Annotated in this window: 22 protein-coding genes; 12 read left to right on the top strand and 10 right to left on the bottom strand. The window is 70.3% G+C overall.

The annotated features are described in order from the left end of the window. Nucleotides 1-24 precede the first annotated feature (24 nt). The 8 genes from ABFX55_RS01460 to ABFX55_RS01425 form a co-directional block, all read right to left on the bottom strand. Nucleotides 25-750, bottom strand: coding sequence for a helix-turn-helix transcriptional regulator (locus tag ABFX55_RS01460; RefSeq protein WP_183646863.1), 726 nt, complete (start codon nucleotides 748-750; stop codon nucleotides 25-27). 323 nt (nucleotides 751-1,073) lie between these two features. After that, nucleotides 1,074-2,969 carry a CBM35 domain-containing protein gene (locus tag ABFX55_RS01455; RefSeq protein WP_346116824.1) on the bottom strand — a complete coding sequence of 632 codons (1,896 nt, stop codon included), beginning with the start codon at nucleotides 2,967-2,969 and terminating at the stop codon, nucleotides 1,074-1,076. A gap of 60 nt (nucleotides 2,970-3,029) precedes the next feature. After that, on the bottom strand, nucleotides 3,030-4,022 hold the full coding sequence (locus tag ABFX55_RS01450) for a LacI family DNA-binding transcriptional regulator (protein WP_346116822.1): 993 nt from the start codon (nucleotides 4,020-4,022) through the stop codon (nucleotides 3,030-3,032). Continuing rightward, entirely contained in the window at nucleotides 4,019-5,719 is a 1,701-nt protein-coding gene (locus ABFX55_RS01445; protein ID WP_346116820.1) for a glycoside hydrolase family 36 protein, read from the bottom strand. Before ABFX55_RS01445 ends, ABFX55_RS01450 begins: the two co-directional genes overlap by 4 nt. Before the next feature lie 2 nt (nucleotides 5,720-5,721). Beyond that, nucleotides 5,722-6,534, bottom strand: coding sequence for a carbohydrate ABC transporter permease (locus tag ABFX55_RS01440; RefSeq protein WP_346116818.1), 813 nt, complete (start codon nucleotides 6,532-6,534; stop codon nucleotides 5,722-5,724). Continuing rightward, complete coding sequence (locus ABFX55_RS01435; protein WP_346116816.1) at nucleotides 6,531-7,442, bottom strand: carbohydrate ABC transporter permease; 912 nt, start codon at nucleotides 7,440-7,442, stop codon at nucleotides 6,531-6,533. The genes ABFX55_RS01440 and ABFX55_RS01435 overlap by 4 nt, the downstream gene beginning before the upstream one ends. Next, nucleotides 7,439-8,764, bottom strand: a complete 1,326-nt coding sequence (locus ABFX55_RS01430; RefSeq protein ID WP_346116815.1) for an ABC transporter substrate-binding protein — start codon at nucleotides 8,762-8,764, stop codon at nucleotides 7,439-7,441. Before ABFX55_RS01430 ends, ABFX55_RS01435 begins: the two co-directional genes overlap by 4 nt. Before the next feature lie 98 nt (nucleotides 8,765-8,862). Further along, entirely contained in the window at nucleotides 8,863-9,882 is a 1,020-nt protein-coding gene (locus ABFX55_RS01425) for a PHP domain-containing protein (RefSeq protein ID WP_346116813.1), read from the bottom strand. Nucleotides 9,883-9,964: 82 nt separating this feature from the next. Between ABFX55_RS01425 and ABFX55_RS01420 the strand changes: the two genes are divergently transcribed. Genes ABFX55_RS01420 through ABFX55_RS01405 form a run of 4 tightly spaced genes read left to right on the top strand, consistent with a single transcriptional unit; the run spans nucleotide 9,965 to nucleotide 12,431 of the window. After that, complete coding sequence (locus tag ABFX55_RS01420; protein ID WP_346116811.1) at nucleotides 9,965-10,321, top strand: hypothetical protein; 357 nt, start codon at nucleotides 9,965-9,967, stop codon at nucleotides 10,319-10,321. Next, complete coding sequence (locus ABFX55_RS01415) at nucleotides 10,321-10,833, top strand: hypothetical protein (RefSeq protein ID WP_346116809.1); 513 nt, start codon at nucleotides 10,321-10,323, stop codon at nucleotides 10,831-10,833. The genes ABFX55_RS01420 and ABFX55_RS01415 overlap by 1 nt, the downstream gene beginning before the upstream one ends. Next, nucleotides 10,833-11,987, top strand: coding sequence for a glutathionylspermidine synthase family protein (locus ABFX55_RS01410; RefSeq protein WP_346116808.1), 1,155 nt, complete (start codon nucleotides 10,833-10,835; stop codon nucleotides 11,985-11,987). Before ABFX55_RS01415 ends, ABFX55_RS01410 begins: the two co-directional genes overlap by 1 nt. Nucleotides 11,988-11,996: 9 nt before the next feature. After that, the gene (locus ABFX55_RS01405) at nucleotides 11,997-12,431 is read left to right on the top strand and encodes a DUF350 domain-containing protein (protein ID WP_346116806.1); all 435 of its coding nucleotides are present in this window, start codon (nucleotides 11,997-11,999) and stop codon (nucleotides 12,429-12,431) included. On the opposite strand, the gene ABFX55_RS01400 is transcribed toward ABFX55_RS01405, so the two are convergent. Then, on the bottom strand, nucleotides 12,428-12,646 hold the full coding sequence (locus ABFX55_RS01400; protein ID WP_346116804.1) for a hypothetical protein: 219 nt from the start codon (nucleotides 12,644-12,646) through the stop codon (nucleotides 12,428-12,430). The two genes, ABFX55_RS01405 and ABFX55_RS01400, sit on opposite strands and share 4 nt — an antisense overlap. 69 nt (nucleotides 12,647-12,715) lie before the next feature. Here ABFX55_RS01400 and ABFX55_RS01395 point away from each other — a divergent pair, with 69 nt between their 5' ends. From ABFX55_RS01395 to ABFX55_RS01360, 8 genes are all read left to right on the top strand, one after another. Continuing rightward, the gene (locus ABFX55_RS01395; RefSeq protein WP_346116802.1) at nucleotides 12,716-13,450 is read left to right on the top strand and encodes a response regulator transcription factor; all 735 of its coding nucleotides are present in this window, start codon (nucleotides 12,716-12,718) and stop codon (nucleotides 13,448-13,450) included. A 61-nt stretch (nucleotides 13,451-13,511) separates the two neighbouring features. After that, the gene (locus ABFX55_RS01390; protein WP_183660067.1) at nucleotides 13,512-14,636 is read left to right on the top strand and encodes a PucR family transcriptional regulator; all 1,125 of its coding nucleotides are present in this window, start codon (nucleotides 13,512-13,514) and stop codon (nucleotides 14,634-14,636) included. A 103-nt stretch (nucleotides 14,637-14,739) separates the two neighbouring features. Continuing rightward, nucleotides 14,740-15,636, top strand: coding sequence for an ACP S-malonyltransferase (locus tag ABFX55_RS01385; RefSeq protein WP_346116800.1), 897 nt, complete (start codon nucleotides 14,740-14,742; stop codon nucleotides 15,634-15,636). Further along, complete coding sequence (locus tag ABFX55_RS01380; RefSeq protein WP_346116798.1) at nucleotides 15,633-16,589, top strand: beta-ketoacyl-ACP synthase III; 957 nt, start codon at nucleotides 15,633-15,635, stop codon at nucleotides 16,587-16,589. Before ABFX55_RS01385 ends, ABFX55_RS01380 begins: the two co-directional genes overlap by 4 nt. A gap of 55 nt (nucleotides 16,590-16,644) precedes the next feature. Further along, complete coding sequence (locus tag ABFX55_RS01375; protein ID WP_183646883.1) at nucleotides 16,645-16,884, top strand: acyl carrier protein; 240 nt, start codon at nucleotides 16,645-16,647, stop codon at nucleotides 16,882-16,884. 33 nt (nucleotides 16,885-16,917) lie between these two features. Further along, nucleotides 16,918-18,150, top strand: a complete 1,233-nt coding sequence (gene fabF / locus ABFX55_RS01370) for a beta-ketoacyl-ACP synthase II (RefSeq protein ID WP_346116796.1) — start codon at nucleotides 16,918-16,920, stop codon at nucleotides 18,148-18,150. A gap of 11 nt (nucleotides 18,151-18,161) precedes the next feature. Continuing rightward, entirely contained in the window at nucleotides 18,162-19,586 is a 1,425-nt protein-coding gene (locus ABFX55_RS01365) for a carboxyl transferase domain-containing protein (protein WP_346116794.1), read from the top strand. A 147-nt stretch (nucleotides 19,587-19,733) separates the two neighbouring features. Next, a complete protein-coding gene (locus ABFX55_RS01360) occupies nucleotides 19,734-20,597 on the top strand; it encodes a sulfotransferase family protein (RefSeq protein ID WP_346116793.1) in 864 nt (287 codons plus the stop codon). A gap of 138 nt (nucleotides 20,598-20,735) precedes the next feature. Here ABFX55_RS01360 and ABFX55_RS01355 read toward each other — a convergent pair whose 3' ends face one another. Further along, the gene (locus ABFX55_RS01355; RefSeq protein ID WP_183646891.1) at nucleotides 20,736-21,230 is read right to left on the bottom strand and encodes a DUF3145 domain-containing protein; all 495 of its coding nucleotides are present in this window, start codon (nucleotides 21,228-21,230) and stop codon (nucleotides 20,736-20,738) included. Nucleotides 21,231-21,261: the final 31 nt, after the last annotated feature.

Below are 21,261 nucleotides of genomic sequence, written 5' to 3'. Positions count from 1 at the left end.
CCCTATGTCGGTGTTTCCGAAGGACTAATCGAGCAGAGTGCCGTGAACGATCATGTCAGGGACGTCCGTCACGTAGCCCTCGAGCGGCCGGTCGGGACAGCGCTCGTCGCTGACGGAGGCGCTCGCGATGCGGTCGAGCCTGAAGACGCGGACGTCGTCGCGAAGGCGGCACCAGGCCACCAGGTACCAGAATCCGCCCCGGCCGCCCAGGAAGACCCCGGGCTCGACGTCGCGGGAGGTGAGCGCGCCCTTCCTGTCGGCGTAGTCGAGGCGCAGGACGCGGCGGCGCAGCAGGGCGTCCTCGATGACGCGGGAGACGCCCGCGCGCCCCAGCGGCTGGATCTCCTCCCCGGTCTCGACGGGGGCGACGAGCTGGACGCGGCTGGCGAGCTCTCGTGCCAGCTCACCCTCCGAGCCCGGCATCGCGGCGACGACCTTGCGCAGCGCGCTGCGCGCCTGGCGGCCGAACGGCTGGTCGCCCGCCCTGCTGAGGGCGATGGCGATGGCGACGGCCTCGGCGGGGGTGAAGTTGAGCGGCGGCAGAGAGTGGTTCTTGTCGACCGCGTAACCGCCGCTGCGGCCCGGCTCGGCGTAGATGGGCACGCCCGACTCCTGAAGGGCGGCGATGTCGCGCTCGATCGTGCGCACGCTCACCTCGAAGCGTTCGGCGAGCTGGCGCGCTGACCGGCACCTGGGGGAGATCGCGCGCAGGTCCTCGACAAGCGCGTAGAGCCGATCGGTACGGTTCACAACCGGCACGCTACGCGCCGCCACCGACATTTCACCCCGTCGCGCCCTCGGGGTGACATGACTCTTCCCCGAACGGCACTCTCCGTGACCACCCCAACTACGGACCCGCGATCGGCGGCACTCCAGAACACCGAGCAGGCCCGCCGCCCCTCACGATCAGCGGCTTTACAGTCTCCCGCGAGCCGGGGCACTCAAGAACGCCGACCACACCGGCCGCCCCCACAGTCAGCGGCACCACAGACCGACGGGCGCGCCTGCCGTCCCTCGCAGTCGGACCTGAGCGGCCCGCCGTACCCCCGAGCAGGTACGGCGGGCGCCCCTGGTCAGGATGCGTGCTTGGCGGTGGCGGTCTGCCCGGGGCGGACGGGGACCTTGGCCACCGTGTACGTCACCCCGTCGATCACCTGCCGCCTCCCCGGGAACCTGTGCCCGTCGACCTCGAGCCACCGGTGCGCGCCGAGGAACCTGGCCTGCCAGAACACCTTCGACGAGCCGCCGTTGGTGAAGGTGCTCGACGACGTCCCGTCGTGCCGCACCGTGACCTTGCCGTCGCCGACGGGAACGTCGGCCACCTCCAGCCAGCCGATGTCCCCCGGCAGCCTGGACAGCGTGGCCACGGTCCTGCGCGGGGCGTCGGGCTGGATGCCCATCAGCCCCTCCACCGTCTGGCTGACCAGCGTGAACGGCACCTCCGGGTAGTCGCCGTTCAGCCCCTGGCGCGAGCTGACGTGGTTGTCCTCGCGCTTGTCGTAGACGTCCTGCATCCACTTCCACGCCGTCTCGGCGCGGTTGTGCCTGAAGAAGGTGTCGGGCAGGTAGGTGACGGCCTCGATGTTGCGCGGCCGCCCCGCCCCCGACGCCTCGGCGTCGACGAAGTCGAGGTAGGCGTCGTTGCGCGGGCCCGCGTCGATGATGCCCTTCATCGGCATGAACCAGCTGTTCTCCTTGCCGAACCCGGTCAGCGGCGTGCCGTCCACGGTGTAGGCGCGCACGAACTCGCCGGTGCCCTGCTTCACGCTCCAGGTCTGGTTGAAGTACTCCTTCAGCCTGCGCGCCTTCTCCTCCAGCGAGCCGGACAGCTTCGAGTCACCCTTGTCGGCGGCGAGGGCGGCCATGGCCTTGTACGCCTGGTACTGCGAGCCGATCGCGTCGCCCGCCTCTGCCAGGGGCTCGCCGCTGACCTCGTTGTAGCTGGCCGTCCCCTGGAAGATGCCCTTGCCCGTGCCCTCGGCGATGCCGTTGGGCAGCCGTCCGTCGTGCAGCTCGACGAACTCCTTGACCGCGTGCCGGTAGTAGTCCCAGAACACAGGGTCGTCGACGTAGGCGCGGTCGCCCGTCCACCTGAACGCCTGGTTGGCCTTCTCCACCAGCTCGAAGGTGGCGGGGACCTCGCGCACGAAGTCGGTGGGCGAGCGGTAGTCGATGGCCAGGTAGGTGGAGGCGTCGAAATTCAGCGCCCACACCGGGTAGTACTTGTGCTCCTCGGTGGCTGACCGCGCGAAGGAGCGCAGCATGTTCCTGTTCTCCGCGTCGAGGCCGAGGATGTGCGCGCCGGCGAGCTGGTGGGCGAAGTCGCGGGAGTAGTAGCCGCTGCGGTGGGCGTAGCCGGCCCAGTAGGCGGGCGTGTAGACGCCTTCACCGGTGCCCGACGGCCTGCGCTCGTCGACGTCGAGCGGCCCCGCCGCGCCGTCCTGGTGGACCCACGAGCCCGCCTTGGCCTTGGCCCACTCGAACATCTCGGCGATCTTCGGGTTGGACGAGGTGACGGCCGGCGAGGCCTTGGCTCCTGGCGAGATCATGACGTCGTCGACGTTCACCCAGCCGGAGCCCGAGCCGAAGACGATGCCGAGCTGCTCGCCCTCGGCCACCGCGACGTCGGAGATCGTGTAGCGCGCGTAGGTGGAGCGCGAGGGCAGCGTGACCGTGCGCACCGCCGTACCGCCGCGAAGGACGGTGAAGGTGCCGCCCGCGCCACCGGTGGCGATCCACGCCGACACCGAGTAGCTGCCGGCGGTGGGCACGGTGATCGTCTGGCTGACGCTCTTGCCCGGGCCCGCGTCGAGGTAGACGAGCCTGGTCCCGCCGTGGGGCCTGTTGGTGGCCACGCCGGTGCCCGCGGTGAAGGTCCACCCCTCGGTGTTCTTCTCGAAGCCGGGGTTGACGACCACCAGCGGGCCCGCAGCCAGGAAGGAGCTGAGCAGGACAGGTAACATCCTCATGCGATTCTCCCGATCATAGGATGAATTGACTGGGCATACTTCCGGAAGAAGCGGCGGCACCTACGCCCTGGGTGCGGCCGTGGAGGAGCGGACGAGGAGTTCGGGGCTGAACATGAGCTCTCCTGAGGGCACGCCCCTGCCGCTCACCAGCGCCACGACGCTACGCGCGACCTCCTTGGCGAGCCTGTCGATCGGCTGCCTGACGGTCGTCAGCGGCGGATCGACGAACTCCATGATCATGGACCCGTCGTAGCCCACCACCGAGACGTCCTCGGGCACCCGCAGGCCCTCGCGCCTGATCGCCCTGATCGCGCCGAGCGCCATGAAGTCGCTGGCCGCCACCACGGCGGTGATCCCGCGTCCGAGCAGGGCGGCCGTGGCCGACTGCCCGCCCTCGATCGTGTAGTACTGCCGCATGACGAGCGAGGACGGATCGTCCACCCCTCGCCGTCTCATGGCCTCGGAGAAGCCGTCCACCCTGCGGTCGGCGGGACGGTTGCCTGCAGGACCCGAGGCCATCCCGATGCGCCGGTGGCCGAGCCGCCACAGGTGGTCGACGGCCAGTTCGGCCGCCATGACGTCGTCGGTGGACAGCACGGGCATCGAGTGGCCCTCGAAGCCTCCGTTGACGCCGACGAACGGGATGCGCCGCGCCGCCAGGATGTTGCAGGTCTCGGGGTCGGGATCGTCAAGGGTGTTGCTGGCCGACAGGAACACCACCGCGGCCACTCCATGCTCGGCCAGCGCGGAGACGAACTCGCGTTCCTGTATGCCACCGGGCAGGGCGGGGCAGAGCACGCCCTTGAGCCCGTGCGGAGCGAGGGCCGCCTCGATGAGCTCGGCCACGTCGGCGAACCACGGGTTGGACAGCCATGGCGTGATCACCGCGACGATCTGGCCGCGTGTGGTGCGCTCGTAGCCGAGCTCGGCCATGGCCCGCTCGACGACCTCGCGGGTCTTGGCGGACACCCCGGCGCGCCGGTTGATCACCCTGCTGACCGTGGCCTCGCTGACCTCCGCGCGCGCGGCGACCTCGGTGATGCCGATCTTCACCGTTCCTCCTCCAGGACCGCCATGCCCGAGGGAGGTACGGCCAGCGAGACGAGACCCGCCTCCAGCCGCCGTACCACCGGCTCGATCCTAGAGCCGTCGGGTCCGTACAGGCGCGAGAGGCCGATGCCCGGCCCCGAGACCTCCAGCACCAGCCGCTCGGCGCCCGTCCCGTTGACGAGCGTGATCGAGTGGTGGGCGGCGGTGTCCACGGCGACCACCCGTTCGGCGCTCACCGTGATCACGCACTCACCTCCGCTCGCGGCCCGCACGACCGGGTACAGCTCGTCGGGCCTTCCCGGCTCGACCTCGCCGTCCAGCAACACGTGCCGCAGCCTGCGCCACTGCGCCAGCCAGAAGGCCACCACCCGCCGGTGGGCACGGGGCAGGTCGGCCAGCCGCGCCGAGATCTGCGGCACGGCGTGCAGCGCCCCGATGAGCTGGCGAGCCACGCTGCGCGCGTCCGCCCCTCTGTCCCACATCAGCATGTCGGCGTGGACGGTGCCCGCGACGGCGAGCATCCCCACGTCGAGTGTCCTGACCCTGTTGGCCGTGGCGTCGGCGGGGCAGTCGTCGGCCCGCAGCAGGTCGGCCAGGCCGGCCGTCCCAGGCCCCACGTACGGCTGGCGGAACTCCAGCAGCGCCGTCTCCCCCACCGCCTGACGCACCTCGGACAGCAGCACCCGCATCGCCGTGCCGACGTCCTGGATGTCGGCGCCTTGGGCGGGTCTGCCCGCGTAGACCATGACCTCGTCGAGGAAGTCGATCTTCAGCCCGTCGACGCCGAGCCTCATCAGCCTTGCGCACAGGGCGACCACGTGCCGTCTGACCTCGGGCCGCCTCGGGTCGAGCACTCTGGCTCCAGGCGCTCCTGCCGAGGCAGGCGCGTAGGACTCCAGTTCCTCGAAACAGTCGGCGCCGGGGCCGAGCAGCAGCGGCGCCACCCACACCAGATAGCGCAGCCCGAGCTCCCGCACTCGCGCCACATGCGCCCCGAAGTCCGGAAATTTCTGGGCATCGGGCTCCCAGTCGCCGACTCCCCCGTAGCCGCGCCCGCTGCCGAGCCGCTGCCACCCGTCGTCGAGGATGAGCACCCCGCATCCGGCCGTGGCCGCCAGCGCGGCCTCCCGCTCGACGCCCGTGTCCGAGACGTCCTGCGTGAAGCCGTACCAGGTGGAGTAGACGGGCTCGCGCGCTCCCTCGCGGGGCGCGAAGCCCTCCCCGCCCAGCGCGCGGCGCAGCGTCCGCATCGCCGCGGCCGTCGAGGGAGCGCTCCTGGCGAAGTGGACGCGATACGGCGCCGCGGGCACGGCCAGGTGCACGACGAAGGTCTTCGACTCCTCCGACACCCCGAACCGCATCGACACCTCGGGCACGGCGTCCTCGGCGGCGAAGGCCAGCAGCGTGCGGCCGGTGCTGTCGTACAGGCACCCGGCCGCCGCGCCGTTCACCAGCGAGATCTGCTGGTATCCCGCCCAGTCGGCGACGAGCGTGCGCCGCCAGTCGCAGGCCGGATGCCAGAATCCGACGGCGTCGCCGAGCGGCACCGACAGCCTGATCTCCAGCTCGGGGTGGGGGCCGATCTCCAGCGTGTCGCCCGTCAGGCGCCAGCCGGCCGTCCCCCCGCTCGTCAGCACGGCCAGCCGCACGTCGTCGAGCAGGTGCTCGGTCAGCGCGGGCGCCAGGCCCGCGGTCGTCACGCTCACTCTTTCACCGCTCCAGCGAGAAGTCCTGACACGAAGTGTCGTTGCAGAAGGAGGAACAGCACCGCCATCGGTAGCGCGGCGACGGCCGTGCCCGCCAGGATCTGGCCGTAGTCGGTCTCGGTGGCGCCCTGGAGGGCGGCGATGGCCAGGGGGATGGTGTAGGCGTCCCTGGTGCGCAGCGCGATCAGCGGCCACGCGAAGTCGTTCCACTGGTAGAGGAACAGGTAGATGCCGAGCGCGGCCAGGGCGGGCCTGATCGGCGGCAGCACCACCCGCACGAACAGCCGCAGCTCGCCGCAGCCGTCCACCCTGCCGGCCGACAGCAGCTCGGACGGCAGCGCCGACATCGACTGCCGCATCAGGAAGATGCCGAACGGCAGCGCCAGGTTGGGAAGGACGATCGCCTGGTAGGTGTTGAGCCAGTCGAGGGCCAGCATCATCTTGAACAAGGGCACCAGCGTGACCTGGCTGGGGATGACCAGGCCCAGCATGAGCAGCCCGAACAGGAACTCCTTGCCGCGGAAGTGGTACGTGGCGAAGGCGTAGCCCGCCATGGTGCAGACCAGTCCCGCGAGCAGCGTGTAGAGGGTCGCGATGAGCAGGGAGTTGCCGACGACGCGGCTGAAACCGACGCCGGCCTCGAGCCCCGCGAGGTTGTCCAGCAGGTGGCCGCCGGGCAACAGGGGCGGAGGGCTGTCGAAGACCTCGGCGCTGCTGTGGGTGGCGGCCACGATCAGCCAGTAGAACGGCACCAGCACCACGGCCACCACGGCCAGCAGCGTGGAGGTCAGCATGATCTGGCGGCTCATGCCCTGTCCCCCAGCACGCGGAACTGCACGATCCCGAGGAGACCGATGATGACGGCCAGCGCGTAGGCGATGGCCGAGGCGTAGCCGAAGTCGAGATACTTGAAGCCGTTGTTGTACAGGTAGAGGCCGGCGGTGAGCGTGCTGTTGTCGGGCCCTCCTCTGGTCAGCACGTACGGCTCGTCGAACAGCTGCAGGGTGCCGATGGTGGACATCACCAGCGTGAGCAGGATGACGGGCCGCAGCCCCGGGAGCGTCACGTGGCGGAAGCGGTGCCAGGAGCCCGCGCCGTCCACGGCCGCGGCGTCGTAGAGGTCCTTCGGCAGCGACTGCAGCCTCGACAGGAAGATCACCGCGTTGTAGCCGGTGTAGTGCCACGTGAGCGCCAGTCCGAGGGCGATGCGCGCCCAGAGCGTGTCGGTCAGCCATGGCACCGGCGGGATCCCGGCCAGCCCGAGGACCCAGTTGACCAGCCCCGACTGCGGGTTGAGCAGGACGGCGAAGAGCAGGCCGTAGGCCACCAGCCCGGTGACCATCGGCAGGAAGAAGCCGAGCCTGATGAGGCCCCTGAACCTCAGCAGCGGCGAGTTGAGCGCCACCGCCAGCCCTACCGCGATGCCCAGCATGAGCGGCACCTGCACGGCGAGGATGACCGCGGTGTTGCGCAGGGCCGTCCAGAACAGCGGGTCGCCTGCCAGGCGCCGGTAGTTGGCCGCGCCGGCGAAGGTCTGCAGCGCGCCGTCGGTCCTGAACAGGCTGAGCCAGAACGACCAGGCGATCGGGTAGAGCTTGAAGATCACGAATAGCGCCACGGCGGGGAGCACCCACAGGTAGGGGGCCGCCTTCATCGCGGGCAGGCGCCGCACGCGCGTCGCCTTCCCTGCCGTGGCTCGCGAGGCCAGCGTCGTCACCGCAGCACCTTGCGGCCGGTCTGCTGGCCGACGAGGTCGGCCGCCTCCTTGAGCACCGCGGCGGGGTCGGCGCCCTTGAGCAGGACCTTGCTCTGGGCGTCTGTCACGGCCTTGAGCGCGCGCGGGTAGTCGGCGGAGTAGTTGGTCACGAACGAGGGCTTACTGAGAGCCTCGAGGAAGACCTCCCCCTTCTTCTGGCCGCTGAAGAACTCCGACGCCTGGTGGAAGACCGGGTCGTCGTAGGCCTTCATCAGCGCGGGCGCGATGCCCTTGCCCTTGTAGATCGTGACCTGGTTCTCCGGCCTGGTCAGCACGAACTCTGCGAAGGCGTAGGCGGCGGCCTTGTCCTTGCTGGTGCCCGCGACGGCCAGGTGGGTGGAGTTGACGGTGGCGGAGACCTTGCCTCCGGCCGTGACCGCGGGCGGCAGCCGTACCTTCCACCTGCCCTTCTCCGCGGGGACGGTCTCCTCGATGATGCCGCCGAACCAGGTCGGCATCGCCTGGACCGCGACGGAACCCTTCTTGATCGAACTGATCATCGTGTTCCATCCGCCCGCCATGTCGGCGACCAGGCCCGCGTCGTTGAGCTTCTTGATGATCGTGAGCGCGGTGACCGCCTGCGGTGTGTCGAGCGTGATGTTGCCCTGCATGTCGAAGTAGAAGCTGTCCTGCAGCTGCAGCAGCATCTGGAAGAGGTTGGCCGAGTCGGCCTGCGTGGCAGGCTTGTCGATGCCGAGGAGCTGGACACCGGTCTTCTCCTTGAGCTTGACGCCCGCCTCGATGACCTCGTCCCACGTCTGGAGCGCCTCGACGTCGACGCCGGCCTTCTCGAAGAGGTCGGCCCTGTAGTAGAAGCCCGCCGAGTTGGCCTCCCACGGCAGCGCGTAGACCTTGCCGTCGCGGCTGACGGTCTCCCACATGCCCCGGGCGAAGGCGGCCTTGTGCCTGTCTGCGCCGAGCGGCACCAGGTCGGCCAGGCCGTCGGGGAACTTCTCGACGTAGGCGGGCAGGTAGTCGACGCCGATGTGGAGCACGTCAGCCAGCCCCTGCCCTCCCGCGGCGAGCCCTGTGGTGATCTTGTCCCAGATGGCCGGGTTTCCGATGTCCTGGACATCGACCTTGATCGCAGGGAACAGCTTCTCGAAGGCCGGGACCAGCTGCTTCATCATCGCGGCAGGGCCCTGCCAGCTCCACACCGTGATCGTGCCCGCGCCTGCGCCGCCCGCGGCCGCGCCTGTGCCGCCGCCGCAGGCGCTCAGCGCGCCCCCGGCTGCGGCCAGCGCGCTGATCTGGAGGAAGCGGCGGCGGTCGAGGTTGGCCATGTCGGTCTCCTGGGGGGTGCACAGATTGGCCTGACGCGCCGAGACGCTACTCCCAGGTTTCTATCGCTTGCAAGGTTGCCGCGAAAACTTTCAAAGAATCAGGCAGTCCAGTCCAGGAGCCGTTCCAGGGGCCAGGTGTTCACCACGCGCTCGGCCTCGACGCCGCACAGGGCCGCCCGCTCGCACCCGAAGCGCTGCCAGTCGAGCTGGCCCGGCGCGTGCGCGTCGGAGTCGATCGAGAACACGCAACCCATCTCGTAGGCCAGCCGCAGCAGCCGCTTGGGCGGATCGAGCCTGTCGGGCCTGGAGTTGATCTCGACGGCCACCCCGAACCTGCGGCAGGCCTCGAAGACCAGCTCCGCGTCGAAGTCCGACTCGGGCCGCAGCCCTCCCCGCCTGGTGCCGCCCTTCACGATCCGGCCGGTGCAGTGCCCGAGCACGTCCACGTTCGGGTCGGCGATCGCCGTGACCATCCTGCGGGTCATCTCGTGGGTGTTCATCCGCAGCTTGGAGTGCACGCTGGCGACCACCACGTCCAGTCGTCCGAGCAGCGCGGGGTCCTGGTCGAGGGTGCCGTCGATGTTGATGTCCACCTCGATGCCGGTGAGGATCCTGAACGGCGCCAGCTTCTCGTTCAGCTCGGCCACCCTGTCGAGCTGCCTTCGCAGGCGGGCGGGCGACAGTCCGTTGGCGACGGTCAGGCGGGGCGAGTGGTCGGTCAGCGCCCAGTACTCGTGGCCGAGCTCCCTGGCCGAGGCGGCCATCTCCTCGATCGGCGAGCCGCCGTCCGACCAGTCGGAGTGGCTGTGCAGGTCGCCCTTGAGCGCGGCCCGCAGCGCGGCGCTGTCCGAGTCGAGGTCCGCGCCCTCGGTGGCCTGGAGCCTGCGCAGGTAGGTGGGGGTCTGGCCGTCGAGCGCCTCGGTGATCGCCAGCGCGGTCACCTTGCCGATGCCGGGCAGGTCGGCGAGCGCGCCGGCGTGCGCCAGCCGTACCAGCTCGTCGGGAGAGAGGTCGGCGACCACGGAGGCGGCGCGCCTGAAGGCCCGCACCCTGTAGGTCGGCTCGCCCGCCCGCTCCAGCAGAAAAGCGATGTCACGCAGTGCTTTGACCGGTTCCATGCCGGTTGAATACCCGATGGGAACCCGGCACTTCACCTGCCCGTTGTTCCAGTCATAAAGCACCGATAAGCTCTGGAGCCCCATGGCAGAAACCCGGAAATCGTCCAAGGCGATCACACTGACCGCGCTCGGAGTGGTGTCGGTGCTGGTGGTCGGGTACTGCTCCTCGCAGAACGACGACTACGAAGAGGTCGGCGCGGACTGCGTCGATCTCGACACCCGACTGCCCGACGGCTCCTACCTGGTGGTCGACGACGACTACTGCGACGAGGCCCGCGGCTCCCACCACGCCTACGGCTGGTACTACGGCGGCGTCAGGACCGGCGCGCGGGTGCTGCAGGGCTCCACCGTACGGCCCGCGGAGGCCCGCATCACCAGCAGGAACGGGCACGTCATCCAGAAGGGCGGCTTCGGCGGCAGGGGCGGAGGCGGCAGTTGATGCGCCGGGCGCTCTCCTCGCGCTCGGTCTCGCTCGGCGCCCTCGTGGCCCTGTCCTCAGCCGTGCTGACCGGCTGCGCCTCCCCCGAGCCCTCCTCGACCATCGAGTACGTCACTCCCCACGGCGACCACGTCGAGGGAGAGCCCGTCGACGACTCCGCCGAGGAGGAGCCTGTCGACGACGAAGGCGAGACCCTCGAAGAGGACCACGGAGACGAGGACTACGAGGAGGACTTCGAGGAGGACGAGGTCGTCGCCACGTGCGTCGAGCGCGACAGCGAGGACGACGACTCCTACGAGGTCGTCGACGACGAGAACTGCGACGGCGTGAGCAAGCACGGCGCCTACCTCTGGTACTACGGCGGCACGACGACTGCCGGCGGCAGGATCTCCGGCGGCACCACCGCCCGCCCCCGTGACGTCTCCATCGTCACGGGAGGCGGCGACGAGCTCACCCGCTCGGGAAAGATCTCCACCAACGGCTTCGGCAACCGCACCTCGACGGGATCCTGATGCGACGCGAGCACGCCACTCCCCGCGACGGCTGGGAGAAGATCATCGAGGGCCAGGGCCTGGCCTTCCACCGCTCGGTGCAGGCCACGCACCTGCCCCGCCCCTACTGGGACGAGTCCGTCCACTACGTCTTCACCATGGAGCAGGTCCTCGACCTCGAAGCGCAGGTCGAGGAGTTGCACCGGATGTGCCTGGCCGTCGTCGAGCACGTGATCGCCGAGCGGCGCTTCTCCGACTTCGCGCTGCCCGAGTGGACCTGGCAGGAGATCACGCACTCGTGGGAGCGGCGCGACCCGCACGTCTACGGCCGCTTCGACCTGCGCTACGACGGCGTCTCCCCGCCGAAGCTGCTGGAGTACAACGCCGACACCCCGACCTCGCTGCTGGAGTCGAGCGTCGTGCAGTGGTACTGGCTGCAGGACCGCTTCCCTGGCGACGACCAGTGGAACTCCATCCACGAGCGCCTCATCGACAGGTGGCGCGAGCTGGTCCTGCCCACGGGGCCGACCCACTTCGCCTGGACGAACATGGACGAGACAGGCGAAGAGGCGATGACCGTCGCCTACCTGCAGGAGACGGCCGACCAGGCCGGGCTGAAGACCGTCGCCATCGCGATGGAGGACATCGGCTGGGACCCCCTCAACAGGCGCTTCGTCGATACCGGCGGGCGGGTGCTCCGCTCGGCCTTCAAGCTCTACCCGTGGGAGTGGATGCTGGCCGACAGGTTCGGCGAGCACGCCGTACGGCACGCCGCCTCCACCACCTGGATCGAGCCGCTGTGGAAGGCGCTGCTGTCGAACAAGGCGCTGCTCGCGCTGCTGTGGGAGCTCTATCCGGGCCATCCGAACCTGCTTCCCGCCTACCTCGACGGTCCCCGCGAGCTGACCTCCTACATCGTCAAGCCACTCCTGGGAAGGGAGGGCGCCTCCATGCGGATCGTCTCGCCCGACCACCAGGCGCGGACCGAAGGCTCCTACGGCGCCGAGGGCTACGTCTACCAGGGCTTCGAGGCGCTACCCTCCTTCGAGGGTCAGCGGCCCGTGCTGGGCGCGTGGATGGTCGCGGACGAGTCCGCGGGACTCGGCATCCGCGAGACGGCAGGATTGATCACCGACGACACCTCGTCGTTCGTCCCCCATCGCATCGAGCTGTAAAGGCACCCCATGTCCCCTCTGGTCGACCACCTGCTCTCCGGCGCGCTCGCCATCGCCGCCTACGCCGTCCTCGGCATGGTCCTGCTGATCATCGGCTTCTACGCCATCGACCTGGCCACTCCTGGCAAGCTCAGCGCCGTGATCAAGCACGAGCGCAACCCCAACGCCACGCTGCTTGCCAGCTCGGGCCTGGCCGCGGTCGGCCTGATCGTCGCCGCCTCCATCTGGTCCTCGGGCGGCGCGCTGCACGAGGGGCTGCTGGCGACCGCGGTGTTCGGGCTCGTCGGCATCGCCGTACAGACGGTGGCCATGCTGATCTTCGATCTGGTCGCGGGCATCTCGGTGCGCGAGCTGGTCAAGCAGAGCGACCTGCAGCCGGGCGCCCGCCTGCTCGCCGTCACCCACCTGGCCATCGGGCTCATCACCGCCGTCGCGGTCATCTAGCGCCCCTCGTCCGGCGGGGCCGCAGGAAGCACCGACAGCACCTCTCCGAGCACCGCCGCGACGTCCACCGCGCCGACGGCGGTGCGTTCGAAGACCCTCCGCCCCACTCTGAGCAGAATCCGCACCTCGTCGCCCCTCCTGCGCACCCACAGCTCCCCCGAGGGGAACGGCGAGGGCGGCAGCACACCGCACCTGGGACAGATCACGCCTTCCATGCCCCGAACGCTAGGTGCGAGGTTACGGTGTGGGCCATACGCACAACCGCGTACGCAGGGGAGCCCGGATTGATCACTCCCGCCCGCTACACCGAACTGCTCGGCCTGGCAGGACGGCTGTGCAGGAGCGCCGAGGCAGGCGTCGACCTCGGCACGATCGCCGAGCTGCTCAGCACCACACTCGAGCTGCCCATCTGCGTCTTCTCCGAGGTGGACTTCGCCAAGGGCGTCACCATCGGCTACGGCTGGCCCGAGACGGTGTACACCGACGACCTCATGACCGAGGCCACCACCCGCAACGCCCGAGGCCACCCGCTCGTCCGCCACTACGTCCTGTCGGGGGACCTCACCCCGCTGGAGATCACCGACACGGTCAGCATGCGCCAGTGGCGTTCGTCACGGGAGGGCAGCGATCTGTACGAGACGGTGGGCGTCCTGCATCACCTCGCGGTCCCGCTCACCGCGCCCATCGGCACCATGCGCTCCTTCGCGCTCAGCAGGGGCAGGGAGCGCTTCACCGCCCAGGACAGGGCCTTCGTCGAGCGGCTGCACCCCCTGCTCGTGGCGCTGGACGAGCAGCACAGGCGCGCCGTCCCCTCCCACCTCACGCCCCGCGAACGCGACGTGCTCGGCCTGCTGCGCCGCGGCCTGTCCAGGCGCGCGATGGCCCGGCGCCTGGGCATCTCCCAGCGCACCGTCGACAAGCACCTCGAGAACGTCTACCGCAAACTCTCCGTACCCGACAGGATGGCCGCCGTCAGGTTCGGGCGGGAGCGGCGCACTCCGTCGGACCTGGCACTCTAGAGGCGTGACAGACCACGAGGACCGGACACGGGAAGACACCACCCGGCGTCTCGAACGCAACATGGGCACCCTGGGCACCGCGGCCATGGCGCGTATGGACGATCGGCTGCCGTGGTTCCGCGCCCTGTCGGCCGAGGACCGCTCCTGGGTCGGCCTGGTCGCGCAGGCGGGCATCGCCGCCTTCGTCGAGTGGTTCGCCCACGCGGGCGAGGGCCGTCCCACCCCGAGCATCGAGTTCTTCGGCACGGCGCCGCGTGAGCTGAAGCGCTCGATCTCGCTGCAGCAGACGGTCGACATCGTCCGCATCGTCGTCGAGGTCGTCGAGACCATGACCGACGAGCTGGCCGCCCCTGGCGGCGGCGACCAGCTGGAGCAGGCGATGCTCCGCTACACCCGCGACGTGGCCTTCGCCGCCGCACAGGTCTACGCCCGCGAGGCCGAGGCGCGCGGCGCTTGGGACGCCAGGCTGGAGGCCCTGATCGTCGACGCGCTGGTGCGCGGCGAGGTCGACGACGGGCTCCACTCGTGGGCCGCGGCGCTCGGCTGGACCTCCGCCCCCGTCGTGGTGGTCGCGGGGCACGCCCCCGACGAGGACCCTCGAGCGGTCATCGACGGCCTGCGCGAGAAGGGCAGGCGCATCGGCATGGACCTGCTCGCCGGCGTCCAGGCCGACAGGCTCATCGTGATCGTCGGCGGCGCCGACAACGTGGACCACGCTGCCAGGCAGGTGGTGCCGCGCTTCGGCGCGGGACCGATCGTCATCGGCCCCGAGGTGCCCGACCTGCATGCGGCCGCCCGCTCGGCGCGGGCCGCGATCGCCGGGCTGAAGGCCTCCTCGGGCTGGCCCGACGCGCCGAGGCCGGTCCACGCCGAGGACCTGCTGGCCGAGCGGGCGCTCGACGGCGACGACGACGCCAGGCAGCAGCTCGTGGAGAACGTCTACCTCCCGCTGGCCGGCACGCCGCTGCTCGACACCCTCGCGACCTATCTGGAGCAGGGCACCTCGCTCGAGGCCACGGCCCGGCTGCTGTTCGTCCATCCGAACACGGTCAGGTACCGGTTGAAGAAGATCACCGAGTTGACGGGGTACCAGCCGACGGAAGGCAGATCGGCCTTCACCTTGCAGGTCGGCCTGATATTGGGCAGGCTCACAGAGAGCGCCGTGACCTGGCGCGCACTAACGTAACTCCACCGAAACCCCCACTGTAGGGTTCCTACAAAAACCCTGGGACAAAGTTCGTACGGATCTCTATCCGCGTGTCGGACTTCTACAGGGCATGGTGGAATCCGTGTTCGTACTCGTCGCTCCGGGCCAAGGCGCCCAGACCCCAGGCTTCCTGTCCCCATGGCTAGAGCTACCAGGCCTCGCGGACAGGCTCTCCGCATGGTCGGAGGTCGTCGGGCTCGACCTGATCGCCTACGGCACCACCGCCGACGCCGACGAGATCCGTGACACCGCCGTCGCCCAGCCGCTGCTCGTGGCCGCCGCGCTGGCCGCCGCCGAGGCCCTGGGCGCGACCCCCGATCTGCTGGCGGGCCACAGCGTCGGCGAGTTCGCCGCGGCCGCGCTCGCCGGGGTGCTGACCCCCGAGCAGGCGCTCACCCTGATCCGCGAGCGCGGCCAGGCCATGGCCAAGGCCGCCGCGGTCACCGAGACCGGCATGACCGCCGTCCTCGGCGGCGTCGAGGCCGACGTGCTGGCCGCCGTCGAACGGCACGGCCTGACCCCCGCCAACATCAACGGCGCCGGTCAGATCGTCGCGGCGGGCACGCTCGAGCAGCTGGCCGCCTTCAAGGAGGAGCCACCGGCCCGCGCCAGGCTGATCCCGCTGCAGGTCGCCGGCGCCTTCCACACCGTGCACATGGCGCCCGCGGTCGACCAGCTGCGCCAGGCCGCGGCCGCCCTCACGCCCGGCGATCCGCACACCAGGCTGCTGTCCAACGCTCACGGGCAGGTCGTCGGCAGCGGCGCCGAGTTCGTCGAGCTCCTGGTCAACCAGGTCAGCAACCCCGTGCGCTGGGACTCCTGCATGGAGACCATGGCCGCGCTCGGCGTCACCAGGATGGTCGAGCTGCTGCCCGGCGGCACTCTGACGGGCCTGGCCAAGCGCGCGCTGCGCGGCGTGGAGAGCGTGGCACTGAAGACCCCCGACGACCTCGACGCGGCCAGGGAGCTGATCAAGTGAGGATTCCCGAGGTCGCGGCAGGCGCGAAGATCCTGTCCTTCGGCCACTACCAGCCGGCCAACATCGTCACCAACGACGATCTGGCCAAGACCATCGAGACCAACGACGAGTGGATCCAGTCGAGGGTCGGCATCAAGGAGCGCAGGGTCGCCCCCGCCAACGAGACCGAGATCGACATGGCGGTCCACGCGGGCGGCAAGGCCCTGGCGGGCTCCGGCCTCGACGCCTCCGACATCGACCTGGTGATCGTGGCCTCCTGCACGCTCGAGTCGCAGATCCCCAACGCCGCGGCGAGGGTGGCCCACCGCCTGGGCATCGACTCCCCCGGCGCCTTCGACGTCAACGCCGCGTGCGCGGGCTTCTGCTACGCGCTCGGCACGGCCGACGCCGCCGTACGGGCGGGCTCGGCCAGGAACGTGCTGGTCGTCGGCACCGAGAAGCTGTCGCAGTGGATCGACTGGACCGACAGGGCGACCGCGGTGATCTTCGCCGACGGCGCGGGCGCGGCGGTCGTCACGGCCTCCGAGACCCCCGGCATCGGCCCCGTGGTGTGGGGCAGCGCGGGCGACAAGTTCGACGCGATCATCATCAAGGACCGCGACTCCTTCCTGCGCCAGGAGGGCCAGACCGTCTTCCGCTGGGCCACCACCGCGCTCCACCCGGTGGCCAAGGAGGCCTGTGACCGTGCGGGGGTGGACCCCGCCGATCTGGCCGCGTTCGTCCCGCACCAGGCCAACCTGCGCATCATCGAGTCCATCGCCCGCAAGCTCGGCGCGGACAACGCCGTCATCGCCCGCGACATCGTGCTGGCGGGCAACACCTCGGCGGCCTCCATCCCGCTCGCGCTCTCACGCATGATCGAGCGCGGCGAGGTGCAGTCGGGCCAGCTGGCCCTGCTTCTCGGCTTCGGCGCCGGCCTCACCTTCGCCGGCCAGGTCGTCGAGATCCCATAGCTTGTACGGCTCGCCGTACAAACCCAAGAAAGAAACTCAAAGGAGAACTACCGACATGGCAGTCAGCGAGCAGGAGATCCTCGAGGGCCTCGGCAAGATCGTCAACGAGATCACTGGGATCCCGGCGTCCGAGGTCACCCCGGAGAAGAGCTTCGTGGACGACCTCGACATCGACTCCCTGTCCATGGTCGAGATCGCCGTGGCCGCGCAGGACGAGTTCGGCGTCGAGATTCCCGACGACCAGCTCAAGAACCTGAAGACGGTCAAGGACGTCCTCAACTTCATCCAGGCCTGAAAGTCCCTTCTGATCAGCAAGGAGCGTAACCACGTGAGTGCAAACCGGGCACGAGTCGTCGTCACCGGGTTCGGCGCGACGACGCCCCTCGGTGGAGACGTCACCTCGACCTGGTCGGCGCTCCTCGCCGGTCAGTCGGGTGTGCGAAGCCTCACCGAGGACTGGGTCGACAGCGTGCCCGTGAAGTTCGCGGGCGTCGCGGCCGTCGACCCGTCCGAGGTGCTTCCGCGGCCCGAGGCGCGCCGCCTCGACCGCAGCGAGCAGTTCGCCCTCGTCGCCGCGCGGGAGGCCTGGCAGCACGCCGGCGCTCCGCAGGTGGCGCCCGAGCGGCTCGGCGTGGTCGTCTCCAGCGGCATCGGCGGCATCACCACGACGCTGTCGGCCTACGACACGTTCAAGGAGAAGGGCTGGAACAGGCTCTCGCCGTTCACCGTGCCCATGCTCATGCCCAACGGCCCCGCCGCCTGGATCGGGCTCGACCTGGGCGCACAGGCGGGAGTCCACGCGACCGTCTCCGCCTGCGCCTCGGGCGCCGAGGCGATCGGCTACGCGATGGAGATGATCAGGTCGGGTCGCGCCGACGTGGTCGTCGCCGGTGGCACCGAGGCCGCCATCCACCCGCTCAACATCGCCGCCTTCGCGGCCGCGCGGGCCATGTCGACCCGCAACGACGACCCGCAGGGCGCCTCCCGTCCGTGGGACCGCGACCGCGACGGGTTCGTGCTTGGCGAGGGCGCGGGCATCGTCGTGCTGGAGTCCGAGGAGCACGCCAAGGCGCGTGGCGCGCGGGTCTACGCCTACGCCGCGGGTGTCGGCTACTCCGCCGACTCCCACCACATCACCCAGCCCGAGCCCGAGGGCCGGGGCATCATCATGGCGATGACCCAGGCGCTCACCGACGCAGGTGTGACAGGCCAGGACGTCAAGCACATCAACGCGCACGGCACCTCCACGCCGGCGGGCGACGTCATCGAGGTGCAGGCCGTGGCCAAGGCCATCGGCACCCACCCGCTGGTCACCTCGACCAAGTCGATGACGGGCCACCTGCTCGGCGGCGCCGGCGGCATCGAGTCCGTCTTCACGATCAAGGCTCTCGAGGACCGCGTCGTGCCCGCCACCATCAACCTGGCCAACCCTGACGACGGCATCGAGGTCGACCTGGTCCACGGTGAGTCCCGCAAGCTCCCCGATGGTGACATCGCCGCGGTCAACAACTCGTTCGGATTCGGCGGCCACAACGTGACCGTCGTCTTCACCACGCACTGAGGGAGCCATAGATGACCGTGCTCGACAACGGGGTGGTGACCGGCGCCTCCGACGAGTCGCCCGTCGATCCCCGCGATCCGATCGTCCGCCTGGCCGCGCTGCTCGACGAGGGCTCGCTGCGGTTGCTCACTCCCCAGGACAAGAGCGGCGTGCTCGCCGCCATGGGCCGCGTCGAGGGTGTTCCCGTCGTCGCGTTCTGCAGTGACGCCCGCTTCCAGGGCGGTGCGATGGGCAGCGAGGGCTGCGAGCACATCGTCCACGCCTACGACGTGGCCGTCCGTGAACGGGTGCCGGTCATCGGTGTCTGGCACTCCGGTGGTGCGCGACTCGCCGAAGGCGTCGAGTCGCTGCACGCCGTCGGGCGGGTCTTCTCCGCCATGACCAAGGCGTCGGGCATCGTGCCGCAGCTGTCGGTCGTCGTCGGTCCCGCCGCCGGCGGCGCCGCCTACGGCCCCGCGCTGACCGACATCGTCATCCTCGCCGACCAGGGCCGCATCTTCGTCACAGGGCCCGACGTCGTGCGCAGCGTCACAGGCGAGGACGTCACCAGCGCCGCGCTCGGCGGCCCCGAGCCGCACAGCAAGCGCAGCGGCGTGGTGCACATCGTCACCAAGACCGAGGGCGACGCGCTGCTCAGGGCGCGCCAGCTGGCCGTGCTGCTCGGCCACCAGGGCCGCGTGCGCAGCTCGTCGGTCGACGAGGTCGACTTCTCGGCCTTCCTGCCCGAGTCGGCCCGCCGCGCCTACGACGTCAAGCCGCTCGTCAACGGCCTGCTCGACGAGCCCGGCATCGAGCTGCACCCGAAGTGGGCGCCCAACATCGTCACGACGCTCGGCCGCCTCGGTGGCAGGACCGTCGGCGTCATCGCCAACAACCCGATGCGCCTCGGTGGCTGCCTCGACGCCACGTCCGCCGAGAAAGCCGCCCGCTTCGTTCGTATGTGTGACGCCTTCGGGGTGCCGTTGGTTGTCCTCGTGGACGTTCCCGGCTATCTCCCCGGCGTCGGACAGGAGCACGACGGCGTGGTCCGCCGCGGCGCCAAGCTGCTGCACGCCTTCGCAGAGGCCTCCGTGCCGCGCGTCACGCTGGTCACCAGGAAGGCGTACGGCGGCGCGTACATCGCGATGAACTCCCGTGCCCTCGGCGCCACGCGCGTCTTCGCCTGGCCGACGACCCAGGTCGCCGTCATGGGCGCGGTCGCGGCGGTGCGCATCCTCAAGCGCCGCGAGCTGGCGGCCGCCCCCGAGGAGGAGCGCGCGGAGCTGGAGCAGCGCCTGGCCGAGGAGCACGAGAAGCTCGCCGGCGGCCTGGCGCGGGCGCAGGAGCTGGGCGTGATCGACGAGGTCATCGACCCGTCCCAGACCCGCGGCGCGATCGCCAGGGTCCTCGCCACGGCCACCCCCGCCCGCGGCGCCCACGGCAACATCCCGCTGTAGTGCCCGACCGCGTGTGCCCCCTCCACCTGCTGGAGGGGGCACACGCGTATGCGCTGCCTGCCCTTTGCCGGGTGGCGGGCCTTCCCTGAAGGGATCCACAGGCTGCGTTCACGCCCAGGCCACCCTCGCTTCCTAGCGTCCATGGGCATGGCGTGGAAGAGCAAGGTGAACCTGGCGTTCGAGGGGTTCACCGGTTACACGATCACCCGGGCGCGCACGGAGGTGGCGCCGCCCGCCCCTCCTCAGGACAGCCCGAGGCCTCCTGCCGACCCCGCGGACCGGCTGCTGCGCGGCCCCGTCTTCGTCCTGTCGTCGGTCAGGTCCGGCTCGACCCTGCTGCGCGTCCTGCTGAACAGCCATCCCCTGGTGCACGCGCCGCACGAGATGCACGTGCGGAGGCTGGCCGTCTCGCTGACGACCGAGCCGGTGCAGCAGGCCATGGAGGCGCTCGGCCACCGTCCGAGCGACATCGAGCACATCCTCTGGGACCGGCTGCTGCACAGGGAGCTGGCCAGGAGCGGCAAGCAGGTCATCGTCGACAAGACACCGAGCAACGTCTTCGCCCACCGCAGGCTCGCCACCTGCTGGCCCGACGCCCGGTTCGTCTTCCTGATGCGCCATCCGGTCTCGATCGCCAGGTCCTGGCACGAGGCCGACCCCGAGCGGCGCCCGCTGCCCGAGGCGGTCAGGCACACCCTGCAGTACATGCGCCACCTGCAGCAGGCCAGGCAGCGACTCCAGGGGCTCGACCTGCGCTACGAGCACCTGGTCGAGGATCCCGAGCGGGAGCTGCGGCGGGTGTGCGCCTTCCTCGGCGTCGCCTTCGACCCCGTGATGCTCGAGTACGGCAGGCAGGACCACGGTGAGTACGTCAAGGGCATCGGCGACTGGTCCGACAAGATCCGCAGCGGCCGGGTCCAGGGCGGTCGCCCGCTGCCCGGCCCTGACGAGGTGCCCGAGGAGCTCAGGCAGATCACCGCCGACTGGGGCTACCCCGTCACACCCTCCTGACCCCGGGCAGCCGTTTCGGCGGCGACCGCGTTGCCCCTGCGCCCATGGCTCGACGACGGCCGTACTGCGCCGGCTCGCGGCCGGCCCGGCGCGGCGGTGTTCCGCCGTCCTACGAGCCGGTCGGGGACCCGCGGCCGGTCACACCGCCGCGTGGAGCCAGCGGACCGGCGCGCCGTCGCCCGCGTAGCGGAACGGTTCGAGCTCTTCGTCCCAAGGTTTGCCGAGCATCTTGTCCAGCTCGTCCTCCAGCACGCACCGCCCCTGCGAGGCCATCAGCATCACCGCCCTCAGCCGGTCCTCGGGGATCATGATGTCCCCCGCGGCCCCGATGACCGCGTTGAAGGCGCCGAGCGTCGGCGTGTAGGCGTGCCTGGACCCGTCCACCCCTTGCGAGGCGTCCTCGGTGATCTCGAATCGGATGCGCTGCCAGCCCATGAGCGAGGAGGTGATGGCCGCGGCGATGCCGGGGCGTCCTTCCCACTCGGCCTGCGCGCGCACCACGTTCGGCGCGGCAGGTTGGGGTGTCCACGTCAGGTCTACGGGCACGCCAAGGACACCCGCGACTGCCCATTCGATATGAGGGCATAGCGCGGGCTGAGCCGAGTGGACGTACAGCACGCCACGAGCAGACACCGGACCTCCCGTTTCGGTACGAGGTGCGCCT

Origin of the sequence: Nonomuraea roseola, assembly GCF_039535395.1 — a bacterium.
Classification (GTDB): Bacteria; Actinomycetota; Actinomycetes; order Streptosporangiales; family Streptosporangiaceae; genus Nonomuraea; species Nonomuraea roseola.
Note: the sequence above shows the minus strand (reverse complement) of the source record. Positions and strands in the feature narration are given on the sequence as shown.